Source organism: Diaphorobacter caeni, from assembly GCF_015354245.1.
Classification (GTDB): domain Bacteria; phylum Pseudomonadota; class Gammaproteobacteria; order Burkholderiales; family Burkholderiaceae_C; genus Diaphorobacter_A; species Diaphorobacter_A caeni.
Genome location: NZ_JADKYZ010000003.1, coordinates 257,107 through 276,802, shown reverse-complemented (window position 1 = coordinate 276,802; position 19,696 = coordinate 257,107). Strand labels below are relative to the sequence as shown.

The 19,696-nt window shown below is 63.0% G+C and carries 20 protein-coding genes; 10 read left to right on the top strand and 10 right to left on the bottom strand.

The window, feature by feature from the left end:
* Window positions 1-253 precede the first annotated feature (253 nt).
* A complete protein-coding gene (gene thiD / locus ISG32_RS08980; protein WP_194770674.1) occupies window positions 254-1,105 on the top strand; it encodes a bifunctional hydroxymethylpyrimidine kinase/phosphomethylpyrimidine kinase in 852 nt (283 codons plus the stop codon).
* A gap of 24 nt (window positions 1,106-1,129) precedes the next feature.
* On the opposite strand, the gene ISG32_RS08975 is transcribed toward thiD, so the two are convergent.
* Together ISG32_RS08975 and ISG32_RS08970 are read right to left on the bottom strand one after the other, a co-directional pair.
* On the bottom strand, window positions 1,130-1,540 hold the full coding sequence (locus ISG32_RS08975) for an SH3 domain-containing protein (RefSeq protein ID WP_194771007.1): 411 nt from the start codon (window positions 1,538-1,540) through the stop codon (window positions 1,130-1,132).
* A 212-nt stretch (window positions 1,541-1,752) separates the two neighbouring features.
* The gene (locus tag ISG32_RS08970; protein ID WP_194770673.1) at window positions 1,753-3,036 is read right to left on the bottom strand and encodes a purine-cytosine permease family protein; all 1,284 of its coding nucleotides are present in this window, start codon (window positions 3,034-3,036) and stop codon (window positions 1,753-1,755) included.
* A gap of 407 nt (window positions 3,037-3,443) precedes the next feature.
* Between ISG32_RS08970 and ISG32_RS08965 the strand changes: the two genes are divergently transcribed.
* Window positions 3,444-4,019: a CZB domain-containing protein gene (locus ISG32_RS08965; protein ID WP_194770672.1), complete on the top strand. Its 576-nt coding sequence runs from the start codon at window positions 3,444-3,446 to the stop codon at window positions 4,017-4,019.
* Window positions 4,020-4,161: 142 nt separating this feature from the next.
* Window positions 4,162-4,707, top strand: a complete 546-nt coding sequence (locus tag ISG32_RS08960; protein WP_194770671.1) for a CZB domain-containing protein — start codon at window positions 4,162-4,164, stop codon at window positions 4,705-4,707.
* On the opposite strand, the gene ISG32_RS08955 is transcribed toward ISG32_RS08960, so the two are convergent.
* From ISG32_RS08955 to ISG32_RS08930, 6 genes are all read right to left on the bottom strand, one after another.
* The gene (locus ISG32_RS08955) at window positions 4,704-5,774 is read right to left on the bottom strand and encodes an NAD(P)/FAD-dependent oxidoreductase (protein WP_194770670.1); all 1,071 of its coding nucleotides are present in this window, start codon (window positions 5,772-5,774) and stop codon (window positions 4,704-4,706) included. The genes ISG32_RS08960 and ISG32_RS08955 overlap by 4 nt on opposite strands.
* A gap of 12 nt (window positions 5,775-5,786) precedes the next feature.
* On the bottom strand, window positions 5,787-6,110 hold the full coding sequence (gene fdxA, locus ISG32_RS08950; RefSeq protein ID WP_194770669.1) for a ferredoxin FdxA: 324 nt from the start codon (window positions 6,108-6,110) through the stop codon (window positions 5,787-5,789).
* 174 nt (window positions 6,111-6,284) lie between these two features.
* Window positions 6,285-7,676, bottom strand: a complete 1,392-nt coding sequence (locus ISG32_RS08945) for a sulfate adenylyltransferase subunit 1 (RefSeq protein ID WP_194770668.1) — start codon at window positions 7,674-7,676, stop codon at window positions 6,285-6,287.
* A complete protein-coding gene (gene cysD, locus ISG32_RS08940) occupies window positions 7,676-8,608 on the bottom strand; it encodes a sulfate adenylyltransferase subunit CysD (protein WP_194770667.1) in 933 nt (310 codons plus the stop codon). The genes ISG32_RS08945 and cysD overlap by 1 nt, the downstream gene beginning before the upstream one ends.
* 19 nt (window positions 8,609-8,627) lie before the next feature.
* A complete protein-coding gene (locus ISG32_RS08935) occupies window positions 8,628-9,011 on the bottom strand; it encodes a DUF934 domain-containing protein (protein WP_194770666.1) in 384 nt (127 codons plus the stop codon).
* Window positions 9,012-9,043: 32 nt separating this feature from the next.
* Entirely contained in the window at window positions 9,044-10,897 is a 1,854-nt protein-coding gene (locus ISG32_RS08930; protein ID WP_194770665.1) for a nitrite/sulfite reductase, read from the bottom strand.
* A gap of 473 nt (window positions 10,898-11,370) precedes the next feature.
* Here ISG32_RS08930 and ISG32_RS08925 point away from each other — a divergent pair, with 473 nt between their 5' ends.
* The 3 genes from ISG32_RS08925 (at window position 11,371) to ISG32_RS08915 (ending at window position 15,313) form a co-directional block, all read left to right on the top strand.
* A complete protein-coding gene (locus ISG32_RS08925) occupies window positions 11,371-12,441 on the top strand; it encodes a porin (protein ID WP_194770664.1) in 1,071 nt (356 codons plus the stop codon).
* Between the two features lie 321 nt (window positions 12,442-12,762).
* Complete coding sequence (locus ISG32_RS08920; RefSeq protein ID WP_194770663.1) at window positions 12,763-13,530, top strand: hypothetical protein; 768 nt, start codon at window positions 12,763-12,765, stop codon at window positions 13,528-13,530.
* Between the two features lie 412 nt (window positions 13,531-13,942).
* A complete protein-coding gene (locus ISG32_RS08915) occupies window positions 13,943-15,313 on the top strand; it encodes a hypothetical protein (RefSeq protein WP_194770662.1) in 1,371 nt (456 codons plus the stop codon).
* 3 nt (window positions 15,314-15,316) lie between these two features.
* On the opposite strand, the gene mnmC is transcribed toward ISG32_RS08915, so the two are convergent.
* Together mnmC and ISG32_RS08905 are read right to left on the bottom strand one after the other, a co-directional pair.
* Complete coding sequence (gene mnmC, locus ISG32_RS08910; RefSeq protein ID WP_194770661.1) at window positions 15,317-17,233, bottom strand: FAD-dependent 5-carboxymethylaminomethyl-2-thiouridine(34) oxidoreductase MnmC; 1,917 nt, start codon at window positions 17,231-17,233, stop codon at window positions 15,317-15,319.
* 103 nt (window positions 17,234-17,336) lie between these two features.
* The gene (locus tag ISG32_RS08905; protein WP_194770660.1) at window positions 17,337-17,609 is read right to left on the bottom strand and encodes an oxidative damage protection protein; all 273 of its coding nucleotides are present in this window, start codon (window positions 17,607-17,609) and stop codon (window positions 17,337-17,339) included.
* A 163-nt stretch (window positions 17,610-17,772) separates the two neighbouring features.
* Between ISG32_RS08905 and ISG32_RS08900 the strand changes: the two genes are divergently transcribed.
* The 4 genes from ISG32_RS08900 (at window position 17,773) to ISG32_RS08885 (ending at window position 19,598) form a co-directional block, all read left to right on the top strand.
* Window positions 17,773-18,804, top strand: coding sequence for a sulfate ABC transporter substrate-binding protein (locus tag ISG32_RS08900; RefSeq protein ID WP_323745915.1), 1,032 nt, complete (start codon window positions 17,773-17,775; stop codon window positions 18,802-18,804).
* Between the two features lie 46 nt (window positions 18,805-18,850).
* A complete protein-coding gene (locus ISG32_RS08895; protein ID WP_194770658.1) occupies window positions 18,851-19,102 on the top strand; it encodes a hypothetical protein in 252 nt (83 codons plus the stop codon).
* A 66-nt stretch (window positions 19,103-19,168) separates the two neighbouring features.
* Complete coding sequence (locus ISG32_RS08890) at window positions 19,169-19,330, top strand: hypothetical protein (protein ID WP_194770657.1); 162 nt, start codon at window positions 19,169-19,171, stop codon at window positions 19,328-19,330.
* 52 nt (window positions 19,331-19,382) lie between these two features.
* The gene (locus ISG32_RS08885) at window positions 19,383-19,598 is read left to right on the top strand and encodes a TOBE domain-containing protein (RefSeq protein ID WP_194770656.1); all 216 of its coding nucleotides are present in this window, start codon (window positions 19,383-19,385) and stop codon (window positions 19,596-19,598) included.
* Window positions 19,599-19,696: the final 98 nt, after the last annotated feature.

Below are 19,696 nucleotides of genomic sequence, written 5' to 3'. Positions count from 1 at the left end.
GCAACAAATGGACAAAACACGCCGGTGCCGCTCTTTTGCAGAAACTCCCCACGCCAGCATTGTCTGGATCGGGTAGAGGGTATGTTCTCAGCCGCACGCTTCGCGTGGGCACCCCTGTTTCGTCCGAGTGGTGATTACAACACAATGACGGCGCCAAAATCATTGAACTGGTTCATGTCCCTCGCGTTGTATCGGTTGTGGTGAGCGATTCCGTATGTAGAAAAGGCGATGCGGAATACACGATAATTTTTCAATGAGCAAAGAACTTCAGACGCAGCAAGACAAGCGTCGCTACGCACGCGTTTTGTCCATTGCCGGCTCCGACAGCGGCGGCGGCGCGGGCATCCAGGCCGACCTCAAGACCTTCAGCGCCCTGGGCTGCTACGGCATGACCGCGATCACCGCGCTCACCGCCCAGAACACGGAGGGCGTGCGCGGCATCCACGGCGTGCCGCCGGAGTTTCTGCGCGCGCAGATCGACGCGGTGGTGGAGGACATCGGCGTTGACGCCGTCAAGATCGGCATGCTGCATTCACCCGAGGTGGTGCGTGTGGTGGCGGACGCGATCCGTCGCCATGGCCTGCCCAATGTGGTGCTCGATCCGGTGATGGTGGCCACCAGCGGCGACCGCCTGATCGCGCAGGAGACCGAGGCCGCGCTGGTGGGTGAGCTGTTCCCGCTGGCCGCAGTGGTCACGCCCAACCTCGACGAGGCGGGCTGGCTGCTTGGCCGCAAGATTGCGGGTGAGGCCGATCTGGACGATGCCGCGAACGCGCTGCTCGGGCTCGGCGCGCGCGCCGCACTGCTCAAGGGCGGTCACCTGCCGGGCGACTGGGTGGTTGATGTGCTCGCGCTCAACAAGGCCGAGCACCTGCGCCTCGAATCCCAGCGCATCGCCACGCACAACGGGCACGGAACGGGCTGCACGCTGTCGTCGGCCATCGCCTCGCATCTGGCGCTCGGCGCATCGCTGCCGGTGGCCGTGGAAAAGGCGCGCGCCTATATCCTCGGGGCGATTGCAGCGGGCGCGGACGTGCACACGGGCCGGGGACACGGCCCGCTGAACCACGGCTACGCCCCCATCGCTCAGGTCGTCATCGGCTGACGCGAAAAAAGCAGGCGGGACTGGTCACCAGCCCCAGGTGAGGTTCTTTGCGACCCAGCCCTGCTTGCCGGACTCGGTGCGCACCTTCGCCCAGGTGCCCGAATTCTGGACGGTCTGCACGACCTCGTGGCGCTGCAGCTTGCCCACGACTTTGCCGTTGCCCGACGGCGCGGCGCGCAGATTGGCCGAACGCGCGGTCACGATGCGGTGCGGCGTCTTGCTCGTCAGCGGCGCGTGCACCCAGCCGAGCGTCGCCTCATAGTCGCGCACCTTGAGCCACTGGCCCTTGCGCTGCTGCACCTGCAGCGGATAGCCCGACCCCAGCTCCCACTGCGTCGCGGAGCGCGTGTTCGGCTGCTCGCGCACGTTGACGGTCTTGCCTTTGATGCTGACGAATTCCCGTGCTTCGGCCACCGTGGCGGTGAGCAGGCTCATGCCAAGCACGCAGGCGGTGGCCAGTGCGCGGGTGGACAAGAAACGGGTAGTGGTGATGCGGGATGCGGCTGTAGAAAGCACTGCGCTGGTTCTCCTTGTGTTGGGCGTTGTTCATTCAAAAAGATGAGCAACCCAGAAAGGGAGGGCCAGCGCGCCGCAAAGTTCCAACAAATTTCGCGATTTCTCGTGCGTGAGCGTGAGCGGGGCCAGCGTCAGCGTGTGCGCACCAGCAGGCGAGTCGCCACGAAGCAGATCGCCAGCGTCGGGATCGCCGAGCCCAGCGCGGGCAGGACAAGCGGCAGCAGGTGATAGCAGGCGATGCCCGCGATCCAGATGATCACCGGCACGATGTGGACGTTGCGAGCCTCTTCAAGCAGTCGGTGGGTGTTCGCACCAAAGGCAAGGCGGCCGAGGATCACGCCGAACAGTGGCACGAAGACCGAACTCAGCATCAGCAGGAAGGGCTCGAGGCTGTGCATCGGCAGCACCAGCGCCATGCCGGTGCAGGCGAGGGCGATCACCACGCCCCAGTTGCGCACGCTCCAGCGCGGCAGCAGGCTGTGGGTGGAGACGGCGCCGGAGTAAGCGTCGCCATAGGCGTTGTCGACCTCGTCGATGAGGATCAGCGACACGGCGATCAGGCCGCCTTGCGCGAGCAGCAGCGCCGTCACCAGATCGGCGGAAGGCAGCACCAGAGCGACCAGCACGCCGAGCGAGTAGCACCAGATGTTGGCGATCGCGTAGCCGATCCAGGTGCCGCGCAACGCGCCCTGGCTGGTCTTGCCGTGGCGCGCGTAGTCGGCCACCAGCGGCAGCCAGGAAATCGGCATGGCGATCACCAGATCGAGCGCGGGCATCACGCCCATGCCGCCCTGGCCGGGTCGGTCCCAGATCACGTTGATGCCGAGGTCGAACGCCACGGCGAGGAATTGCCAGGTCAGCCACAGCAGCGACAGCACGACCAGCGGCAGCGCGACGCGCGCGATCACCTTGCGCACCAGTTGCACCATGGAGCCGCTGATCAGCGCCGCCACGACGCCGCCCCAGACCAGCGTCGCGAGAATCGGCCACCAAGCGTCCTTCATGACACCCGACTGGCGGCCGATGGCGACTGTCGCGTCACGCATCACCACGAGCTCGAAGGTGCCCCAGCCGATCAGCTGCACGATGTTCAGGATGATGGGCAGGCTCGCGAAGCGGCGGCCATAGACGGTGTGCATCAGCCCGGCGCTGGCAAGGCCGCTGTCGGCGGCGATCTTGGCCACCCAGCCGAGCAGTCCCGCACCGACCAGCGAACCCAGCACGATCGCCAGCAGCGCCTGCTGCATGCTGAGTGCGGGAATGAGGAACGAGCCCACCTGCATGACCAGCAGACCCACGCCAAGACTGAACCAGAGCGCGGCATGGTCGATCGTGCGGAAAACCCGCTGGTCGACCGACAGGGGCACCAGTGCCTCGTTGGTGGTGGTTTTCGATGGGTGGCCTGACTGCAGCATGCACGCTCCGGGAGAGATGGAAGGATGCGCAGGGCGTCGTCTGGTGCTGGAACAGTCGCGCGGGCGCGCTGGTTTGTTCGACTCGTTGCAGACAGCTTCCCTGCGCGAGGATTAACTCACAGGTTCAAAGGGACTTTCTCAGCCAATGCGGGTCAATTCAAACATTGACCAACAGCAACACCCCTAGCGACGCGCGAGTATAGCCATACGGGGGGCAGTGCGTCGCGAGAGGCGTTTCCGCTTCACCCAGGAATGCACAAAAGTGTCAACAACATTTGAATTAGCAAGAATCTATTAGAAAAAAGTCAGCAATGGAAATTACATAAATTAACGCAATGGAATCAATAGTCGCAAATTAAAACGCGTTGGGCGACGGCTGTATTCAACTCAACTCCAAGGAGTGAACCGTGGGACTTTTCGACTGGATGAAGGGCAAACGTGCCGAGCCGGCAACCAAGCCATCGACCGCGCAGCGCAAGGCGAGCGCCGATGTCAGGCCCGAGTCTGCGCAAGCGGGAGCGCCCGGCCTCGCGCTGGTCCCCTCAAGCAAACCCGCAGCGGCGCCGGTGCCCGGAGCAGTGCAGGAGTCCGAGCAGACCGCGGGCGGTCTGGATTTCGCGTCGGCCATTCAGGCGCATCGCAACTGGAAGGTGCGTCTGGCGAAGTATCTGGGCAACGAATCCGAGGAAAAGCTGGACTACCGCGTGATCTGCCGCGACGACCAATGCGTGCTGGGCAAGTGGATCAATGGCCGGGGCGCATCGGACTTTGGCCATCTGCCGTCATTCGGCGCGCTCAAGGTGAGCCACGGCCAGTTCCATCTGGCCGCCGGGCGCATCGTGCAGATGCATGACGACCAGCTCACCGACGATGCGCAGCAGATGCTCAAGCACGGCGATTATTCGCGGTACTCGATCAAGGTGATGGGACTGCTGAGCACGCTTTATGTCGAGGTTGCGGATACCCAGCCACGCGCCGCCTGAGTCAGGTTCGTGCGAACACGCATGATTCATGTCCCTCTATCGCGTGAGTGTTGCTTGTTGTTAAATTTGTAATTGAAAAATGCGAACGCGCGCATTACAGTCCCTCCTGTCATATGCATGGACAGGCAAGAGGAGACACATCATGGGTCTGTTTCATTGGCTGAACAAGGGGCCGCAGAGCGAGGAAACGCCAAGTCCGGCCGCGAGTGACGCCGACAAGGCGCCTCGCGCGAGCGGTTCCGTGGTCGTGCCATTGCCCTTGAGTGCTCCGCGCCCGAGGCAGACCACCGAGACCCCCGATGCAGGCGGACTGGACTTCGCGTCGGCCATTCGCGTGCACCGCGCGTGGAAGGTGCGGCTGCAAAAGTACATCAGCAACGAGTCTCTGGAGAGGCTCGACGCCGCCAGACTCTGCCGCGATGACCAGTGCGATCTGGGCATATGGATCAACGGCAGCGGCGCCGTTCAGTTCGGCCATCTGCCGTCCTTCGGCGGCCTCAAGGTCGCGCATGGCCAGTTTCATCTGGCCGCCGGGCGCATCGTGCAGTTGCATGACGACAGGCATACGGAAGAGGCAGCGCAGATGCTGCGCCACGGCGACTATTCGCGCCATTCGATCAAGGTGATGGGGCTGCTGAGTTCGCTGTACATCGAGGTGTCGGACGCCCTCCACGGCGACGCGTCCTAGTCCCGATGATGCTCCACGCCAAGCCGCTCGTGCAGCTTCGCACTGGTGGTCGTGTACTGCAGGGCGACTGGGGCGCCGCTCAGTTGCTCCGCCGCCGCGAAGGCCGCCAGCGTGGCCTCGTGGAAGCCGCAGAGAATCAATCGACGCTTGCCTGGATAGGTGTTGATGTCGCCCACCGCATAAATGCCGGGCACGCTGGTGGCGAAGCTGGCGGGGTCCACGACGAGCTGTTTGCGCTCGATGGCCAAGCCCCAATCCGAAATCGGGCCGAGCCGCGGCGAGATGCCGAGATAGACCAGCAGCAGCTCGGTCGCCTCGCTGGCATCGTTGCCGTCGGCATCCAGTAACTGCAGACCGGCCAGCTGGCCTGAGTCATTCTTCACGACGCCGGTGATCTGAGCGACCAGCACGCGGATGCGGCCCGCATCGCGCAGGTTTTGAAGTTGTTCGAGATCGGCGGCCTCGGCCTGGAAGACGTCGCGGCGATGCAGCAGCGTGACGCTGCGCGCGATGTCGGCGCACTCGATGGCCGCGCGCACGGCAGCCGCGTCACCGCCATGCACGATGACATTCCTGCCGGTGGCCGCGCTCACGTTGGCCGGATGGTGGAAGACCTGCGAGCCGATGAGCGATTCGATGCCTTCGAGCTTGAGCGCGCGCGGCACGAACGCACCGACGCCTGCCGCGATGAACACCGAGCGGGCGAGCAGCTGCGTGCCGGACGAGAGGCCCAGCAGAATGCGGCCATCGGGCTGGACGGCGAGGGTGGTGACCTGTTCGCCGAGGTGTTCGGTCGGCGCGAAAGGCGCGATCTGCTCGCGCAGCCGGGCCACCAGTTCTCGGCCGGTGCAAACCTTGATTCCGGGGATGTCGTAGATGGGCTTGTCGGGGTACAGCTCCGCGCACTGGCCGCCCAGATGCGGCAGCGCATCGATCAGGTGCGCGTGAACGCCTTGCAGTCCGAGCTGAAAAACCTGAAACAGCCCGACCGGGCCGGCGCCGATGACTGCGGCATCCGTCTCGATGGGGCTGCGGGAGCTGTGGAGGGGGAGGTCAGTGTTCGACAAACCCGATGCCAATCACATGTCCAGGTACTGGACCTTGTCGGTCTTGCCGTTCCAGTCGTCGGCGTCAGGCAGCGGCTCCTTGCGCTTGGTGATGCTCTTGTACTTGGGCGTCAGATCGGCGTTGATCTTGATGAAGGCGATCTGGTCCGCCGGCAGGTCTTCTTCGGCAAAGATGGCGTTGGCGGGGCATTCCGGAATGCAGACGGCGCAGTCGATGCACTCATCGGGATCGATGATCAGGAAGTTCGGGCCTTCGCGGAAGCAGTCAACGGGGCAAACATCGACGCAATCGGTGTATTTGCACTTGATGCAGTTTTCGGTGACGACGTGTGTCATGTGGTTGCGTATTTTTTTATTTCGGGAATTCCCTGATTTTAGGCGCTAGATGCCTCCACGTGGAGCGCGGCCCTTGCCGCGATACGGTAACTCGGGAAATTCTCCCGGGTCCGGCATGCATCGACGGTCTTGCAACGCCCATTTCACGGGCGTTGCAAGAGGTTTCAACCTTTTTCAGGAGCGGATCAATACCGCACCGGCGGTTTTGTGGCTGGCAGTGTCCACCAGAATCAGCGAACCCAGCGTGCGGGCCTGCGTGAACGGAGCGACGGGAGCGGCCTCCTGCAGCAGCAGCTCGACATGGCCGATGGCGTTCGCCTCAAGGCGCTCGGCATTTTCTTCGGCCAGCGTGTTGATGTTCAGGCGGTGCACCACGCGGCGCACCTTGGTCTTGATCCAGCGGTGGCCGTGCTGCGCGAGGTAGACGCGGCCAGGAACCAGCGGCTCGTCGTCCATCCACGCGACGGTGGCCTGCACTTCGCGCTGCCCCGGCCATGCGGGTTGGCTGGCGGGGGCGTCGTCGAAGTCATCCTCGGCGGCGGGCTGGGTGCTGTCCACCGATGCCACGATCCAGTCGCCGCGCGAGACATCCACCTCGCGGTCCAGCACGATGCCGGCGCTGTCGCCTGCATCCACATTGCCGGGTTCGCGCACATGGTTGAGCACCTGTGCGATGGTGGCGGTCTGGTTGCTGGGCAGCAGTGTGACCTGCTGGCCGGGCCTCGCGGCACCTGCGGCCACCCGGCCCCAGAACACGCGTCGCCCCTGGCTGGTGTCGGCGGACGAGGAGAACTTCTCCACCCATTGCACCGGGAAGGCCAGTGGCAGCTCCCGGTCGGCGGGCGTGGCGGGCAGCGTGTGCAGCAATTGCAGCAGGCTCGGGCCTTCATAGCCGGCCCAGCCCTTGGTGGCGTCGACCACGTTGATGCCCTTGAGCGCCGAGACCGGCACCGTGGCGCGCACGGTGATGCCTGCGGCCTGCGCGAACGCGGCCAGCTGGTTGCGGATATGGGCGAAGGCGAGGGCGGGGTCCTGCACCGCGTCGAGCTTGTTGACCGCGAAGATCAGCGACGGCACGCGCAGCAGGTTGACCAGCAGCGAGTGGCGGCGCGTCTGCGGCAGCAGTTCGAGCTGCGGGTTCTGCCAGTCGAGCTTGGTGGCATCCACCAGCACCAGCGCGGCGTCGGCGCTTGAAGCCGCCGTCACCATGTTGCGGGTGTACTGCTCGTGGCCGGGCGCGTCTCCGATGATGAACTTGCGCTGCTCGGTGCTGAAGTAGCGGTAGGCCACGTCGATGGTGATGCCCTGCTCGCGCTCGGCCGAGAGGCCGTCGGTGAGCAGCGCCAGATCGGTCTCGCCGCTCTTGGTGATGCCTGCGAACTGATCCTGCAGCACCGCGCGGGTGTCCACCAGCAGGCGGCCGATCAACGTGGATTTGCCGTCGTCGACACTGCCGCAGGTGATGAAGCGCAGGGCCGCGTCGTTGGACGCGTGCGCCGCGATGGGAGCCGTCTTGCCCGTGCCGGAGCCGGTATCGTTGCCGCGTTCAATGGTTTCGGTGCTCATCAGAAATACCCGTCCTTCTTGCGCTTTTCCATCGAGGCTTCGCTGGTCTTGTCGTCCATGCGGGTGGCGCCTCGCTCGCTGACTTCAGCGGCCAATGTTTCGATCACGATGTCGCCGGCCGTGGCCGCCGTGCTTTCCACGGGGCAGGTGCAGGTGATGTCGCCCACGGTGCGAAAACGCACGTCGCGGGTCACGACCTGCTCGCCATCGCGTGGAGGCGTGAGTTCGGTCACCGGCACCAGCAGGCCCTTGCGCTCGATCACTTCACGTTGATGCGTGTAATAGATCGAGGGCAGCGCGATCTTTTCGCGGTCGATGTATTGCCACACATCGAGCTCGGTCCAGTTGCTGATCGGGAACACGCGGAAGTGCTCTCCGGGGGCCAGGCGCGTGTTGAACAGCGTCCAGAGTTCCGGGCGCTGCGCCTTGGGCTGCCACTGGCCGAAGCTGTCGCGGTGCGAGAAGATGCGCTCCTTGGCGCGGGCCTTCTCTTCGTCGCGACGTGCGCCGCCGATCAGCGCGTCGAAGCGGAATTCTTCAATCGCCTCGAGCAGCGTGACCGACTGGTGCACGTTGCGCGATTCGCCGGGGTGTGCGAGGCGCACGGTGCCGCGCGCCATCGAGTCCTCGACGCTGCGCACGATCAACTCGGCACCCAGCTCCTTGGCGCGGAGGTCCCGGAACTCGGTCACTTCGGGGAAGTTGTGGCCCGTGTCGATCATCAGCAGCGGATAGGGCAGGCGACCGGCGCCAAAGGCCTTTTCGGCGCAGCGCAGCATCACCAGCGAATCCTTGCCGCCCGAGAACAGCAGGGCGGGGCGTTCAAAGGCGGCGGCCACTTCGCGCAGGATGAAGATGGTCTCTTCTTCGAGCGCATCCAGATGGCGGTTGCTCAGTTGCGAGAGCAGCGCGGGTTCGGTGCGGGCGTTCATTCTTTTTTGTTCCTGTTTCTCAGGCGGCTTCGCGGAAGTGCGGCAGCGGGTGATTCACGTCGCCCTGGTAGAACGCGTTGAAGCGTTCGAACTGGCGCTTGGCATCGGCCTTGTCCACGCCTTCGCGCAGCACGGCCACGTCGAAGCCGCAGCGCGCCATCTGCACGAGCTGGTCGATCAGCACGTCGCCCGTGGCTCGGATTTCCCCGGTGAACTGGCGGCGCTGGCGCAGCAGGCGCGCCTGGCTGAAGGCGCGGCCATCGGTGAACTTGGGGAAATCGAGATCGATGCGCTCCACACCAGCCAGATCAAGGGCCAGTGGGTCTGCGTCATTGGGCAGCACGACGATGTGCTTCTGGTCTTCCGTGACCGGTTGGTGTTCGTTTGCAGCGAAGATTTGCATGATGGTCTGTTGTTCTCTTGGCTTGGTACGGGTCAGGCGGAGACTGCAGCGTGGGCGGTGTGGCGCACGGCGTTGGCGGCTGCCTTGAACGGTTCGATGCCGACGCGGCGCACGGTGTCGATGAAGTTCTCGTGCTTTTGGCCATGCGCGGCCTTGGCGGTTTCCTGCGGAAGGGCTTCGCGCAGATCGCGGTAGGTGGCGAGCAGGGCCTCGATCACGCCGGGCACTTCGGCCGCGCTGAAGGATGGGCCGATGATCTTGCCCGCCTGCGCGGGGCCCGAAAGGTTCGTGCCGTCCGCACCGCCGAGCGTGATCTGATACCACTCCTTGCCGTCCTTGTCGACGCCAAGGATGCCGATGTGGCCGCTGTGGTGGTGACCGCAGGAGTTGATGCAGCCGCTGATGTGCAGATCGATCTCGCCCAGATCCCACAGCTCGTCCAGATCCTGATAGCGCTCGGTGATGGCTTCGGCGATCGGCAGGCTGCGCGCGTTGGCGAGCGAGCAGAAATCGCCGCCGGGGCAGGCGATCATGTCGGTCAGCAGGCCGATGTTGGCCTTGGCCAGACCCAGTGCCTTCGCGGCCTTGTAGAGCTCGGCCAGCTGGTCGCGGCGCACCCAGGGCAGCAGCAGGTTCTGTTCGTGCGTCACGCGCAGTTCGCCGTGCGAGAACTTGTCGGCCAGGTCGGCTGCGGCGTCCATCTGGTCAGCCGTCGCGTCGCCGGGGGCATAGCCCACGCGCTTGAACGACAGCACCACGGCGCGCAGTTGCGGCAGGCGGTGCGGCAGCACGTTGCTGTGCAGCCAGCGGCCAAAGTCGTTGTTCTCTTCGCTCGCGGTGCGCAGCAGCTCCAGCGTTTCGGCCTCGGCATCGGAGGGGCGCAGGTCCAGCTCGGGCTCCTTGAAGTTGGCCGCCACGCGGTCGAACTCGGCCTGCGTGATGGTGTGCGGGCCGCCTTCGACTTCCACGATGGAGCGGAATTCTTCCTCGACCTGATCGATGTAGCTCTGGCCTTCGCTCTTCACCAAAATCTTGATGCGCGCCTTCCAGAGGTTGTCACGGCGGCCGTAGCGGTTGTAGACGCGAATCACCGCTTCGAGGTAATTCATGATCTGGTTCCACGGCAGGAACTCGCGCAGCACCGGGCTGATCACCGGCGTGCGGCCCATGCCGCCGCCCACGCGCACCTTGAAACCGATCTCGCCCGCCTCGTTCTTGACCAGTTGCAGGCCGGTGTCATACCAGCCGAGCGCGGCGCGGTCTTCCTTGGCGCCGTTGAGCGACAGCTTGAACTTGCGCGGCAGGAACGAGAACTCGGGGTGCAGCGTGCTCCACTGGCGCAGGATTTCGGAGTAGGGGCGGGGATCGATGATCTCGTCTTCGGCAATGCCGGCGAGCGCATCGGTGGTGATGTTGCGGATGCAGTTGCCGCTGGTCTGGATGCCGTGCAATTGCACCGAGGCGAGCAGATCCATCACGTCCGCGCTCTTGTCGAGCGGAATCCAGTTGAACTGGACATTGGTGCGTGTGGTGAAGTGGCCGTAGCCGTACTTGAACTGCGTGCCGATGCGGCGGCCGTCCGCGAGCGGGATGTCGCCGAGCTTTTCCTGCGCGGCCTGTGCGTCGGCCAGCAGCGTGGCATCGGGTTGATCGTATTCACGCGCCACCTTGGCGAGCACGCGCAGTTGGGTGCTCGACAGTTCGCCATAGGGCACCGCCACGCGCAGCATCGGTGCGTAGCGCTGCACATACCAGCCGTTCTGCAGGCGCAGCGGCTTGAACTCGTCGTTCGTGAGCTTGCCTGCCTGGAAACGCTCCAGCTGGTCGCGGTACTGCTCGGCACGCAGGTGGATGAACTGTTTGTCGAATTCGGTGTATTGGTACATGGCGGCGGCTTACATAGTGGGAATTGACTGCGGGGAGGGCGACTTTCCGAAGCGCCCTTCAACCACGCTGCATGGCTTTGTCTATGCCATGAAGCGAATGTAGAAGTCTTTCTTAATATTTCAAACGAATATTTATTCACGCATATATGCCTGAAATGGAATAAGGAACGGGCGCGTATGCGTTTCAGATTGCAGACAGCTGCGCCGCTTTCCCGTGATGGCGCGTACGGATCGGGGGATAGTGATTTCGACCCTGTGGACTTGCCCGAACGCGGTATTGGGATGCAGCCACCGTCCATCTGTCGAGGGAAAAGCGCGGGTGGCGAGCCCCTTGTGACCGTTCAGCTACGGTTTGGCGGCGTGCAACGCCATACGTATATCTACCTAAGATTTGGACAGCGGATTGACAGGCGGGATTTCTAGACTGCGCCGGCAGATTTCCTGCAAAACCCTTTTAACGGAGACATGTCAATATGTTCAAACTATCTCGGGTCGCCGTCTGTACGGCGCTGACCCTGAGCGGCGGCGCGGTGTACGCGCAGAGTTCGTCCGTCACTCTGTTCGGTATCGTTGACACCAATGTTTCGCACCTGCGCAGCGGTGGCAACGGCTCGGTGAACATCCTCGGCACGGACGGAAATCTGTCGAGCCGCCTCGGCTTCCGTGGCGTGGAGGACCTCGGAGGAGGACTGAAGGCCGGATTCTGGCTGGAAGCGGCCATCAATCCCGACGTCGGCACGGGCGGCAGCACCAGCGCCAACAATCAGCCCAGCGGCGCTTCCAACTCCGGTGGCCTGACCTTCGGTCGCCGCTCCACGATCAGCCTGATGGGGGACAAATGGGGTGAAGTGCGCATCGGCCGCGACTATGTTCCCGGCTTCTGGAATCTGTCGCACTTCAGCCCGTTCGGCACCAACGGCATCGGCAGCTCGTCCTTCCTGTTCTATCCGGTGCAGAGCCCGGCGCGCATCACCAATGTGCGTGCCTCCAATTCCATTGGCTATCACCTGCCCAAGATGGGCGGCCTCTACGGTCAGGCGATGTACGCCTTCGGCGAGAACTCCGCTTCGGGCCCGACCAAGAACGATGGACGGGTGATGGGCGCGCGACTGGGCTACAAGTCCGGTCCGGTGAACGTGGCGGTGGGCATCACCAAGACGGAGATCTCGTCGCTCGGCGACCTGCGCCAGACCAACATCGGCGGCTCGTATGACTTCGGCGTCGCGGAGCTGATGCTGCTGTGGAACGAGAACAAGGTCGGTGACACCTCCACGAAGAGCGCGCTGGTGGGCGCACGCATTCCGGCAGGTCCTGGGCACTTCCGCGTCGCCTATTCGCAGGTCAAGGCCAAGGGTGTGGCGAACGACGCGGCGCATCTGGCGCTGGGCTATGTGTACGAACTGTCCAAACGCACGGCTCTCTATGGCCATGTTGCTCGCATCGACAACAAGGGCAACGGCATGAACTACAACCTCGGCCTTGCTGTGAAGTCGCCCGGCGGCAACAGCGATGGCTTTGAATTTGGAGTACGCCATAGCTTCTGATCGAGTCTGATTGTTTTGTTTCCAAGGTATTTGATGGCCGGGGATGCGAATGCATCACCCGGTCTTTTTTATGGGGTTGATTATCTTGATATTTTTCCCATGCTTTTTTGGGCGGATGCGCGGCGTTGGTAAATCATTATGATTGATTTGATTGAATTGGAAGGATATTGGGATTGCGTGGCTATGAGTGAGCTTGAGTGGATTAAATAAAAAAACTCTTGTAAAAACCCTGATTGGTTTTGCATTTGAGGAAATTAGATTCGCACAATCAAAAGCGAATTCCCTCATTTTTAATAATCAAGGATCAGGTGTGGAGGGTTTATGTGCACCAGTCGGATCATTTGGATTTTTCTTCTTTTTATCAGTCATCAATTGCATGGTGTCGCAGCACAGATTCAGATCGGCAGCGGCTCCACGGTCGATTTTGGCGATGCGGTATTGAATCTCGGCTGCTCCGATCTGCAGGTGAGCGGAACCGCCATTGGCAGCACGGCCCGGATCCAGGCCGTGGACAACACCACTATTGCCGCTGGCGGAACATTCGACGCGGGTGGTGCACAGCTTGATACGGCGGGCAATTTCGAGTCGGCAGGCGCCTTCAATCCGGGAGTGAGCACTCTGAGCGTGGTGGATGGCTGTAGTCGAAGCCAATCGCATGTGAGCGGTGGAACCAATTTTCACCATCTGTCCGTCATCACGTCGACCGGCAAGAAGTTGATTCTCGATTCATCCCAGACGGTCACCGTCGCGGGGCAATTGCAATTGCGTGGTGCATCGGGGAATCTGCTCAACATCCGCAGCACCTCAGCGGGAATACCGGCCATGATTTCAGCGACCACGCTGCAGGATATTCATTTTGTTGACGTGGCGGACAACCGGGCCACGGGCTCTGTCATCGCGCCGAATCATGCGAGCGTCTTTGAATCGGTGCCGGGCCCGAATCTGTATCGGTGGTTCTATTTCGACGAAAACGGTGAATATTCCGATCCGGTGGCCAAGCGGATTCCGGTGTTTTCAAACGGGTCGCTCGTGCTGCTCGGTCTGCTTCTGGCACTTCTGGGCTGGCGATGGTCGACGCGGAAACGGTAAATACGGCGATTTTTTATAAACCCATATGACGAATATCGGAGGGTATATGCAATATGCGATTCAAGTCTTGCGGTGTTTCGTCGTCCTGGTGCTCTGCGGCACGCTGGAATCCGCCATCGCCCAGAGCGCGCCCCGGCTGCCATCGGAGGAGGCTGCGGTGGTAACGACAGGTGCTGATGAGCCTCACACCTCGAACGACGCGCGCCGAAGTCCCACAGCACTGAACTCCGACCAGCCGGCCGACGGCGGTGTGGTTCACGACCCTGCGGCGGTGGCGGCACAGGCATCACGGACTGCCGTGGATCTGAGGAAACTGCCTTCAGCACAGACGGAGCGGTAAGCAGGCCGAACGCGCTTTTACTCACTTATCCAGTCACCCAGTCAACCCACGAGAAAACCAAGGAGTCATTCCATGCGAGCAGTTGTTCGATTCACGCGCGCTCTGGCGGGCGCCTCCCTGAGCCTGACGGCGACCGTGGCCGGTCTGTGTCTGCCGACGTCGCTGGTCCATGCGGCCGACGTGGTCGTGCAACCCTCGGCGGGCAGTGGCCTCGTCGTCAAGGACAGCGTGGGCAGCACGGTCCGCTTTCGCGTGCAGGAGGACGGCAAAATCTCCATTCCCGGCTGGAGCGGTCTGCCGGGGCAGGCGACGCAGATGTGCATCGACCTCATACAGGGCTTCATCGGGCCATGCCCGCCGCCAGTCGCAGGTTTTTCGCTGCCTTATTCCGCCACGGTGAACAACGTGCTGACATTGTTCGACGTGACGCAGACCGGGGCAGGCGGCGCTTTGCGTGGCGCCATCAACAATGGCAGCAGCACCGTGCCGACCGTCATTGCGACGTCCAACGGCATAGGTTCGGGTCTGCAGGTGCAGTTGACCAATGCCAGCAATGGCGCTCGTGGCGTTGATGTGATGCAGGCGGGCGTCGGACCTGGCGTGTTTGCCACAAGCGCCGGTGGCAATGCGGTGTGGGGCATTGCAGGCAGCATTTCCGCCGCGGGGGTGATCGGCGACAACCCATACGGCGAGGCGGTGGTAGGACGGGCGGGAACTGGCAACGGAGGGAAGTGTGGTGGATCGACTTGCTCTGGCATTGGCGCGGTGGTCGGTCGGCACGATGGGCAGGACGGATACGGTGTGCGTGGTTTCGTGACGAACGCGAATGGCGGCATCGGCGTGGTAGGGCAGGTTGGCCTCAGTGGCGGAATCGGTAACGCTGCACGCTTTGAAAACGTGAATGCTGCCAATGGCGGTGATGTGCTTGTCGTCGCTGGCAACGGCACAGGCAACCTCGCGGTGTTCAAGAAGGGCAGCAACGTGGCCCGCATCGACGACACGGGCAAGGGCTTCTTCAACGGTGGTACGCAGAACAGCGGTGCAGACATCGCCGAGCTGATCGACTTCCGAGGCCGCACGCCACAGCCCGGCGATGTGGTCGAGATCGACCCGGAGCATGCGCTGCACTACCGGCTTTCGAGGGGCTCGGAAAGCACCATGGTCGCGGGCGTGATCACCACCAAGCCCGGCGTGTTGATGAACGCGAGCCTCGAAGACGCAACGGGTCTGCCCGCGCTGGCATTGGCGGGCAGGGTGCCGGTCAAGGTGACGCTGGAGGGCGGAGCGATCCGTCCCGGCGATCTGCTGGTGAGCGCCAGTCTCGAAGGCCACGCCAAGCGGGCGTCCGGCGCGGTGGTTCCGGGCACGGTCATCGGCAAGGCGCTGCAGTCGCACTCGGGGGGCGACAGGGGCGTGGTGGAGATGTTGGTGATGACGCGCTGAAAATCAGCGACGCGCCATCCGTTCGCTGCTGAGCAACTGAGCCAGGCGCGCCTCCATCGGCAGGGGTTCGTGATGCAGCCGCGCGGCCAGCAGCTCCGCGCAGAGCACCGACAGCGTGAGCCCGCGCGAGCCCATCGCCGTCGATACCCAGAGGCCAGGCATCTGGTCATGATCCACCGGCCCGACGATGGGCAGTCGATCATGTGACGCGCAGCGCACGGCGGACCAGCCTTGGACCTGCTTGGCGGCGGTATCGGCAAAGGGCGCTTGCATCGCCGATGCGAGCGGCGGCACCAGTTCATGCAGCTTGCCCAGATTTTCCGCATGTGCCATGGCTTGGTCGGCAGCGTCGGGGGGCAACTCGGTGACATCGCGCTCGAAGGTCGAACCCAGCACCCAACCTCGAGCCGACCCCTCCATCGGCACATGCGGAACCAGATTGCCGTGACCGTTGACGGGCACTTGCGGCCATGGAGCGTGGCTTGTCGATTCGCCATGCAAGCCCCAGCTGATCTGCCCGCGCAGCGCCTGCAGCGGCCAGCGTTGTTGCAGCAGCGCATGGCTGTCGAAGCCTGCGGTGATGACCACCATATCCGCCATGGCGATGGTGGAGCCTTGAGCATCGATGGCACGCCAGCGAGGGCCGTCACTGCCGGATTCCTGCGCCAACGCCTGCAGCAACTGCGCCACGCAGGCGTTGTCGATATGCCGGATGCTGGGGTGCGCGAGTTGATGCGCGACCAGCCGGGGTGGGCGCACCCAACCCGCGCGCAGATGCCAGCAGGCGGCCGCGTCGGCCGGCACGCCATTGCGCATGCATTGCTCGGCCGTGGCGGGGCGCGACCAGTCGGTGCCGGAGTGTTTGGGCTCTTCGCTCCACGACGCGGGAATGCCTGGCGTGCCGTCCACGCGGTGCTCGAGCACGCCGCAGTCGTACCAATCGGTGCCGCGCTCCATCGGCGCGAGCGTCTGCAAGGTGCTGCGCACGCCCGCGCGCGACAGGCGCGAGAGCACGCTGTCGTCGGGTGAGACATGGGGCGCGAACACGCCCGCTGGCAGGCCCGAGGCACCGGCAGCCGCATGCCTCGCATCGATGACGGTCACCTGCCAGCCGCGCCGTGCGAGACTTGCGGCGCATGCGCTGCCCGCAAGACCCGCGCCGATCACCATGCAGGTCGTCGCGCGGGGTGCCGACACATCGGGCAGCGCCTCGCGCGTGGCGCGGGGCTCCCAGCGTGGGTTGAATACGGCCTGCAGGTTGTCGCGCTTGGGCGGCACGCCGGGGACCTTGTTCACCTCGAAGCCGCACTGCGCCAGATCATCGCGCACCGCGCGCGCGATGGTCCAGGTCGCCAGCCGCGTGCCGCGATGACAGCAGCGGGCGATGGCCTTGAACATGTGGACGTTCCACAACTCGGGGTTGACCTTGGGGCTGAAGCCGTCCAGATACACCGAATCCGCCACGGGGCTCTGCTGTCGCAGCATGGCCTGCGCGTCGCCGATGTAGAGCGTGAGCAGTACCCGTCCTTCATCGAACGACAGCCGATGCACGCCGGGCAGCAGGCCCCAGAACTGCTGCGCGAGTTCGTCGGCCAGCGCCTTGAACTCTTCGGGCGCGGCACGCTGCAGATCGTCCGCGCCCACCGGCCATGCCTCGGCAGAGATGAAGTGCAGGATCCGTGGGCGGTGAGGGTCTTCGCGCCAGGCTTTCCATGTCGTCAGGAAGTTCAGGCCCAGCCCGAAACCCGTCTCGAGAATGCGCCACTGCGCTTGGTCGGCCCAAGCGGCCGGAAGGCCGCAGCCGTGAAGGAACACTTCTCTCGCCTGATCCAGCCCACGATTGACGTCGCTGTGATAGCGGTCATTGAAGCGGGGGCTGAAGGGCGTTCCATCGGGCAGCCAGGCAAGGGGCTCGGTCATGAGGAAGAAGAAAAGAGTCTGAAAAGCAAAACGGCGACTCTACGCCGCCGTCAGGATGGATTCAGGCGCATTGCATGCGCTGGATCAATGTGGTGCCGGGAACTTACGCGCTTGGGGGCACGTAGCCCTGTGCGGCATCAGCGCCACTGCCAAAAAAGTGGTTTTCCATCTGGCGTGCCAAGTACTGGCGCGCACGTGCATCGGCCAGATTCAGGCGGTTTTCGTTCACCAGCATGGTCTGGTGCTTGAGCCAGTCGGCCCATGCCTGCTTGCTCACATTTTCATAGATGCGCTTGCCCAGTTCACCGGGGTACGGAGGGAAGTCGAGGCCTTCGGCTTCGGTGCCGAGCTTGATGCATTGGACGTTACGTGCCATGGGGTTACCCTTTTCTTAGATGATTTTTGAATATAGAACTGAATTCTTAATCGTTCCAGTTTTGTCGCGTGACTTTCAGAATTCATGGCATCGGCAACAAGAAGCCACCCAAACAGCAGCTTGAGCCGAATCCATTCAAGCAACAAGGACCAGAAAGCACGCCATGAAGAAAGATCGCCGTCACTTTATCAAGTTTCCCCTGTCTCTCGGACTAGTCGGGGCTATGGCCCTTGCCTCCGTACCATCGTTCGCGGCTGATCCGATCAGCTTTCTGAACGTTTCCTACGACCCCACTCGCGAGCTCTACGTTGAATACAACCAGGCGTTCGCCAAGCACTGGAAGGCCAAGAGCGGTCAGGACGTGCAGTTCAAGCAATCGCACGGCGGCTCGGGCAAGCAGGCACGCTCGATTCTGGATGGCATCGACGCCGACGTCGCCACGCTCGCCTTGGGCGGCGACATCGACGCGCTGGTCAAGACAGGTCTCGTCAAGCCCGACTGGCAAAAGCGCCTGCCGCACAACTCGGCACCTTACACATCGACCATCGTCTTCCTGGTGAAGAAGGGCAATCCCAAGGGCATCAAGGACTGGGACGATCTCGTCAAGCCCGGCGTCGGAGTGATCACCCCCAACCCCAAGACCTCGGGCGGTGCGCGCTGGAACTACCTCGCCGCGTGGGAATTCGCCAAGCGCAAGTACGGCGGCGAAGACAAGGCCAAGGACTTCGTCGGCAGCCTCTACAAGAACGTGCCCGTGCTCGACACCGGCGCGCGCGGCTCGACCATCACCTTCGTGCAGCGCGGGGTGGGCGACGTACTGCTGGCCTGGGAAAACGAGGCGTTTCTGGCGCTCAAGGAATTCGGTCCGGACAAGTTCGAGATCGTCGCGCCATCACTGTCCATCCTGGCCGAGCCATCGGTCTCCGTGGTCGACAAGGTCGTGGACAAGAAGGGCAGCCGCGCTCTGGCCGAGGAGTACCTCAAGTATCTGTACTCGGATGAAGGCCAGGACATCGCCGGCAAGAACTACTACCGCCCGACCGGCGACAAGGCCAAGGCCAAGTTCGACAAGCAGTTCCCCAAGCTCACGCTGGTGACCATCGATCAGGCGTTCGGCGGCTGGGCCAAGGCTGACAAGGCGCACTTCGCCGACGGCGGCAGCTTCGACCAGATCTACACCAAGAAGCTGCACTGAGCGTTGAAGAACCAGACCACGTGACCCGTCCATCAAGGTGAAAGCCATGAGCGCTCCGAACACTGCCATCCCTTCCTCCGATGCTCCGCGAAGCAGCACCTGGCGTGCCGCATGGGCAGGCGCGCTGACCTCGCTGCGCGCACCATTTCATGCCAGCGCAGGCGATCTGGATCGGCAGCGAATGCGGGACGTGAGCGCGCAGGCCTTCACCGCGATCGACGCGTTGCTGCTGACGGACTTTTCTCCCGTGTCCTTTCTGCTGGATCGATGTTGTACCGACTGCGATTGTGAAAGCTGAGCCGCACAAGGCATTGCACACCCACTCGAAGCCATCCATTTCCGTTTCAACAGAAAGATTCTGATCATGTCCATGTCCTTGTCCATTCCCAACTTCGTTCAACAAAGCCTGCTGCAGGTCACTGCTTCTTCGTGGGGGCTGCGAGCTCCCCGGTTTACAGCTGTGAAAGCGGTGCAGCGCAAGGTCGCGAGCGTCGCGTCACTGCTGGGCTTTGCCATCTCTTACTGATTCGTTATCGAGCGGCTTACCGCTTCATCGAACTTTTTTCAGGAAATTCAACATGTCCATTCAGGCCATCAACGTACGCAACCAGTTCAAGGGAAAAGTCAGCGAAATCATTCGCGGCGAAGTGGTCTCCGAAGTCGACGTGCAGACTCCGTTCGGCATCGTCACTTCGGTGATCACCACGCGCTCGGTCGATGAACTCGGCCTTGCCGTCGGCTCCGAGGTCGTGGCCCTTGTCAAGTCCACCGAGGTCTCCATCGCCAAGCTTTGAATGAAACTCCAGAGAAGCCTTGCGCACGGCTCTGATGAGCATGGCGCGCAGGGCTTCTCTGGCGTCTCTTCACGCGCAACGCGCTCGTCGCGTGCGCG

Excerpts from the sequence above, each read along its gene's own strand:
- ISG32_RS08960 (WP_194770671.1), top strand. The coding sequence starts at position 4,162 with ATGGGTCTGTTTCATTGGCTGAACAAGGGGCCGCAGAGCGAGGAAACG.
- ISG32_RS08975 (WP_194771007.1), bottom strand. The coding sequence starts at position 1,540 with ATGAGCCTGCTCACCGCCACGGTGGCCGAAGCACGGGAATTCGTCAGC.
- ISG32_RS08920 (WP_194770663.1), top strand. The coding sequence starts at position 12,763 with ATGTGCACCAGTCGGATCATTTGGATTTTTCTTCTTTTTATCAGTCAT.
- ISG32_RS08945 (WP_194770668.1), bottom strand. The coding sequence starts at position 7,676 with ATGAGCACCGAAACCATTGAACGCGGCAACGATACCGGCTCCGGCACG.
- thiD (WP_194770674.1), top strand. The coding sequence starts at position 254 with ATGAGCAAAGAACTTCAGACGCAGCAAGACAAGCGTCGCTACGCACGC.
- ISG32_RS08890 (WP_194770657.1), top strand. The coding sequence starts at position 19,169 with ATGTCCATGTCCTTGTCCATTCCCAACTTCGTTCAACAAAGCCTGCTG.
- mnmC (WP_194770661.1), bottom strand. The coding sequence starts at position 17,233 with ATGACCGAGCCCCTTGCCTGGCTGCCCGATGGAACGCCCTTCAGCCCC.
- ISG32_RS08915 (WP_194770662.1), top strand. The coding sequence starts at position 13,943 with ATGCGAGCAGTTGTTCGATTCACGCGCGCTCTGGCGGGCGCCTCCCTG.
- fdxA (WP_194770669.1), bottom strand. The coding sequence starts at position 6,110 with ATGACACACGTCGTCACCGAAAACTGCATCAAGTGCAAATACACCGAT.
- ISG32_RS08930 (WP_194770665.1), bottom strand. The coding sequence starts at position 10,897 with ATGTACCAATACACCGAATTCGACAAACAGTTCATCCACCTGCGTGCC.
- ISG32_RS08905 (WP_194770660.1), bottom strand. The coding sequence starts at position 17,609 with ATGGCACGTAACGTCCAATGCATCAAGCTCGGCACCGAAGCCGAAGGC.
- cysD (WP_194770667.1), bottom strand. The coding sequence starts at position 8,608 with ATGAACGCCCGCACCGAACCCGCGCTGCTCTCGCAACTGAGCAACCGC.
- ISG32_RS08970 (WP_194770673.1), bottom strand. The coding sequence starts at position 3,036 with ATGCTGCAGTCAGGCCACCCATCGAAAACCACCACCAACGAGGCACTG.
- ISG32_RS08895 (WP_194770658.1), top strand. The coding sequence starts at position 18,851 with ATGAGCGCTCCGAACACTGCCATCCCTTCCTCCGATGCTCCGCGAAGC.
- ISG32_RS08900 (WP_323745915.1), top strand. The coding sequence starts at position 17,773 with ATGAAGAAAGATCGCCGTCACTTTATCAAGTTTCCCCTGTCTCTCGGA.
- ISG32_RS08885 (WP_194770656.1), top strand. The coding sequence starts at position 19,383 with ATGTCCATTCAGGCCATCAACGTACGCAACCAGTTCAAGGGAAAAGTC.
- ISG32_RS08935 (WP_194770666.1), bottom strand. The coding sequence starts at position 9,011 with ATGCAAATCTTCGCTGCAAACGAACACCAACCGGTCACGGAAGACCAG.
- ISG32_RS08925 (WP_194770664.1), top strand. The coding sequence starts at position 11,371 with ATGTTCAAACTATCTCGGGTCGCCGTCTGTACGGCGCTGACCCTGAGC.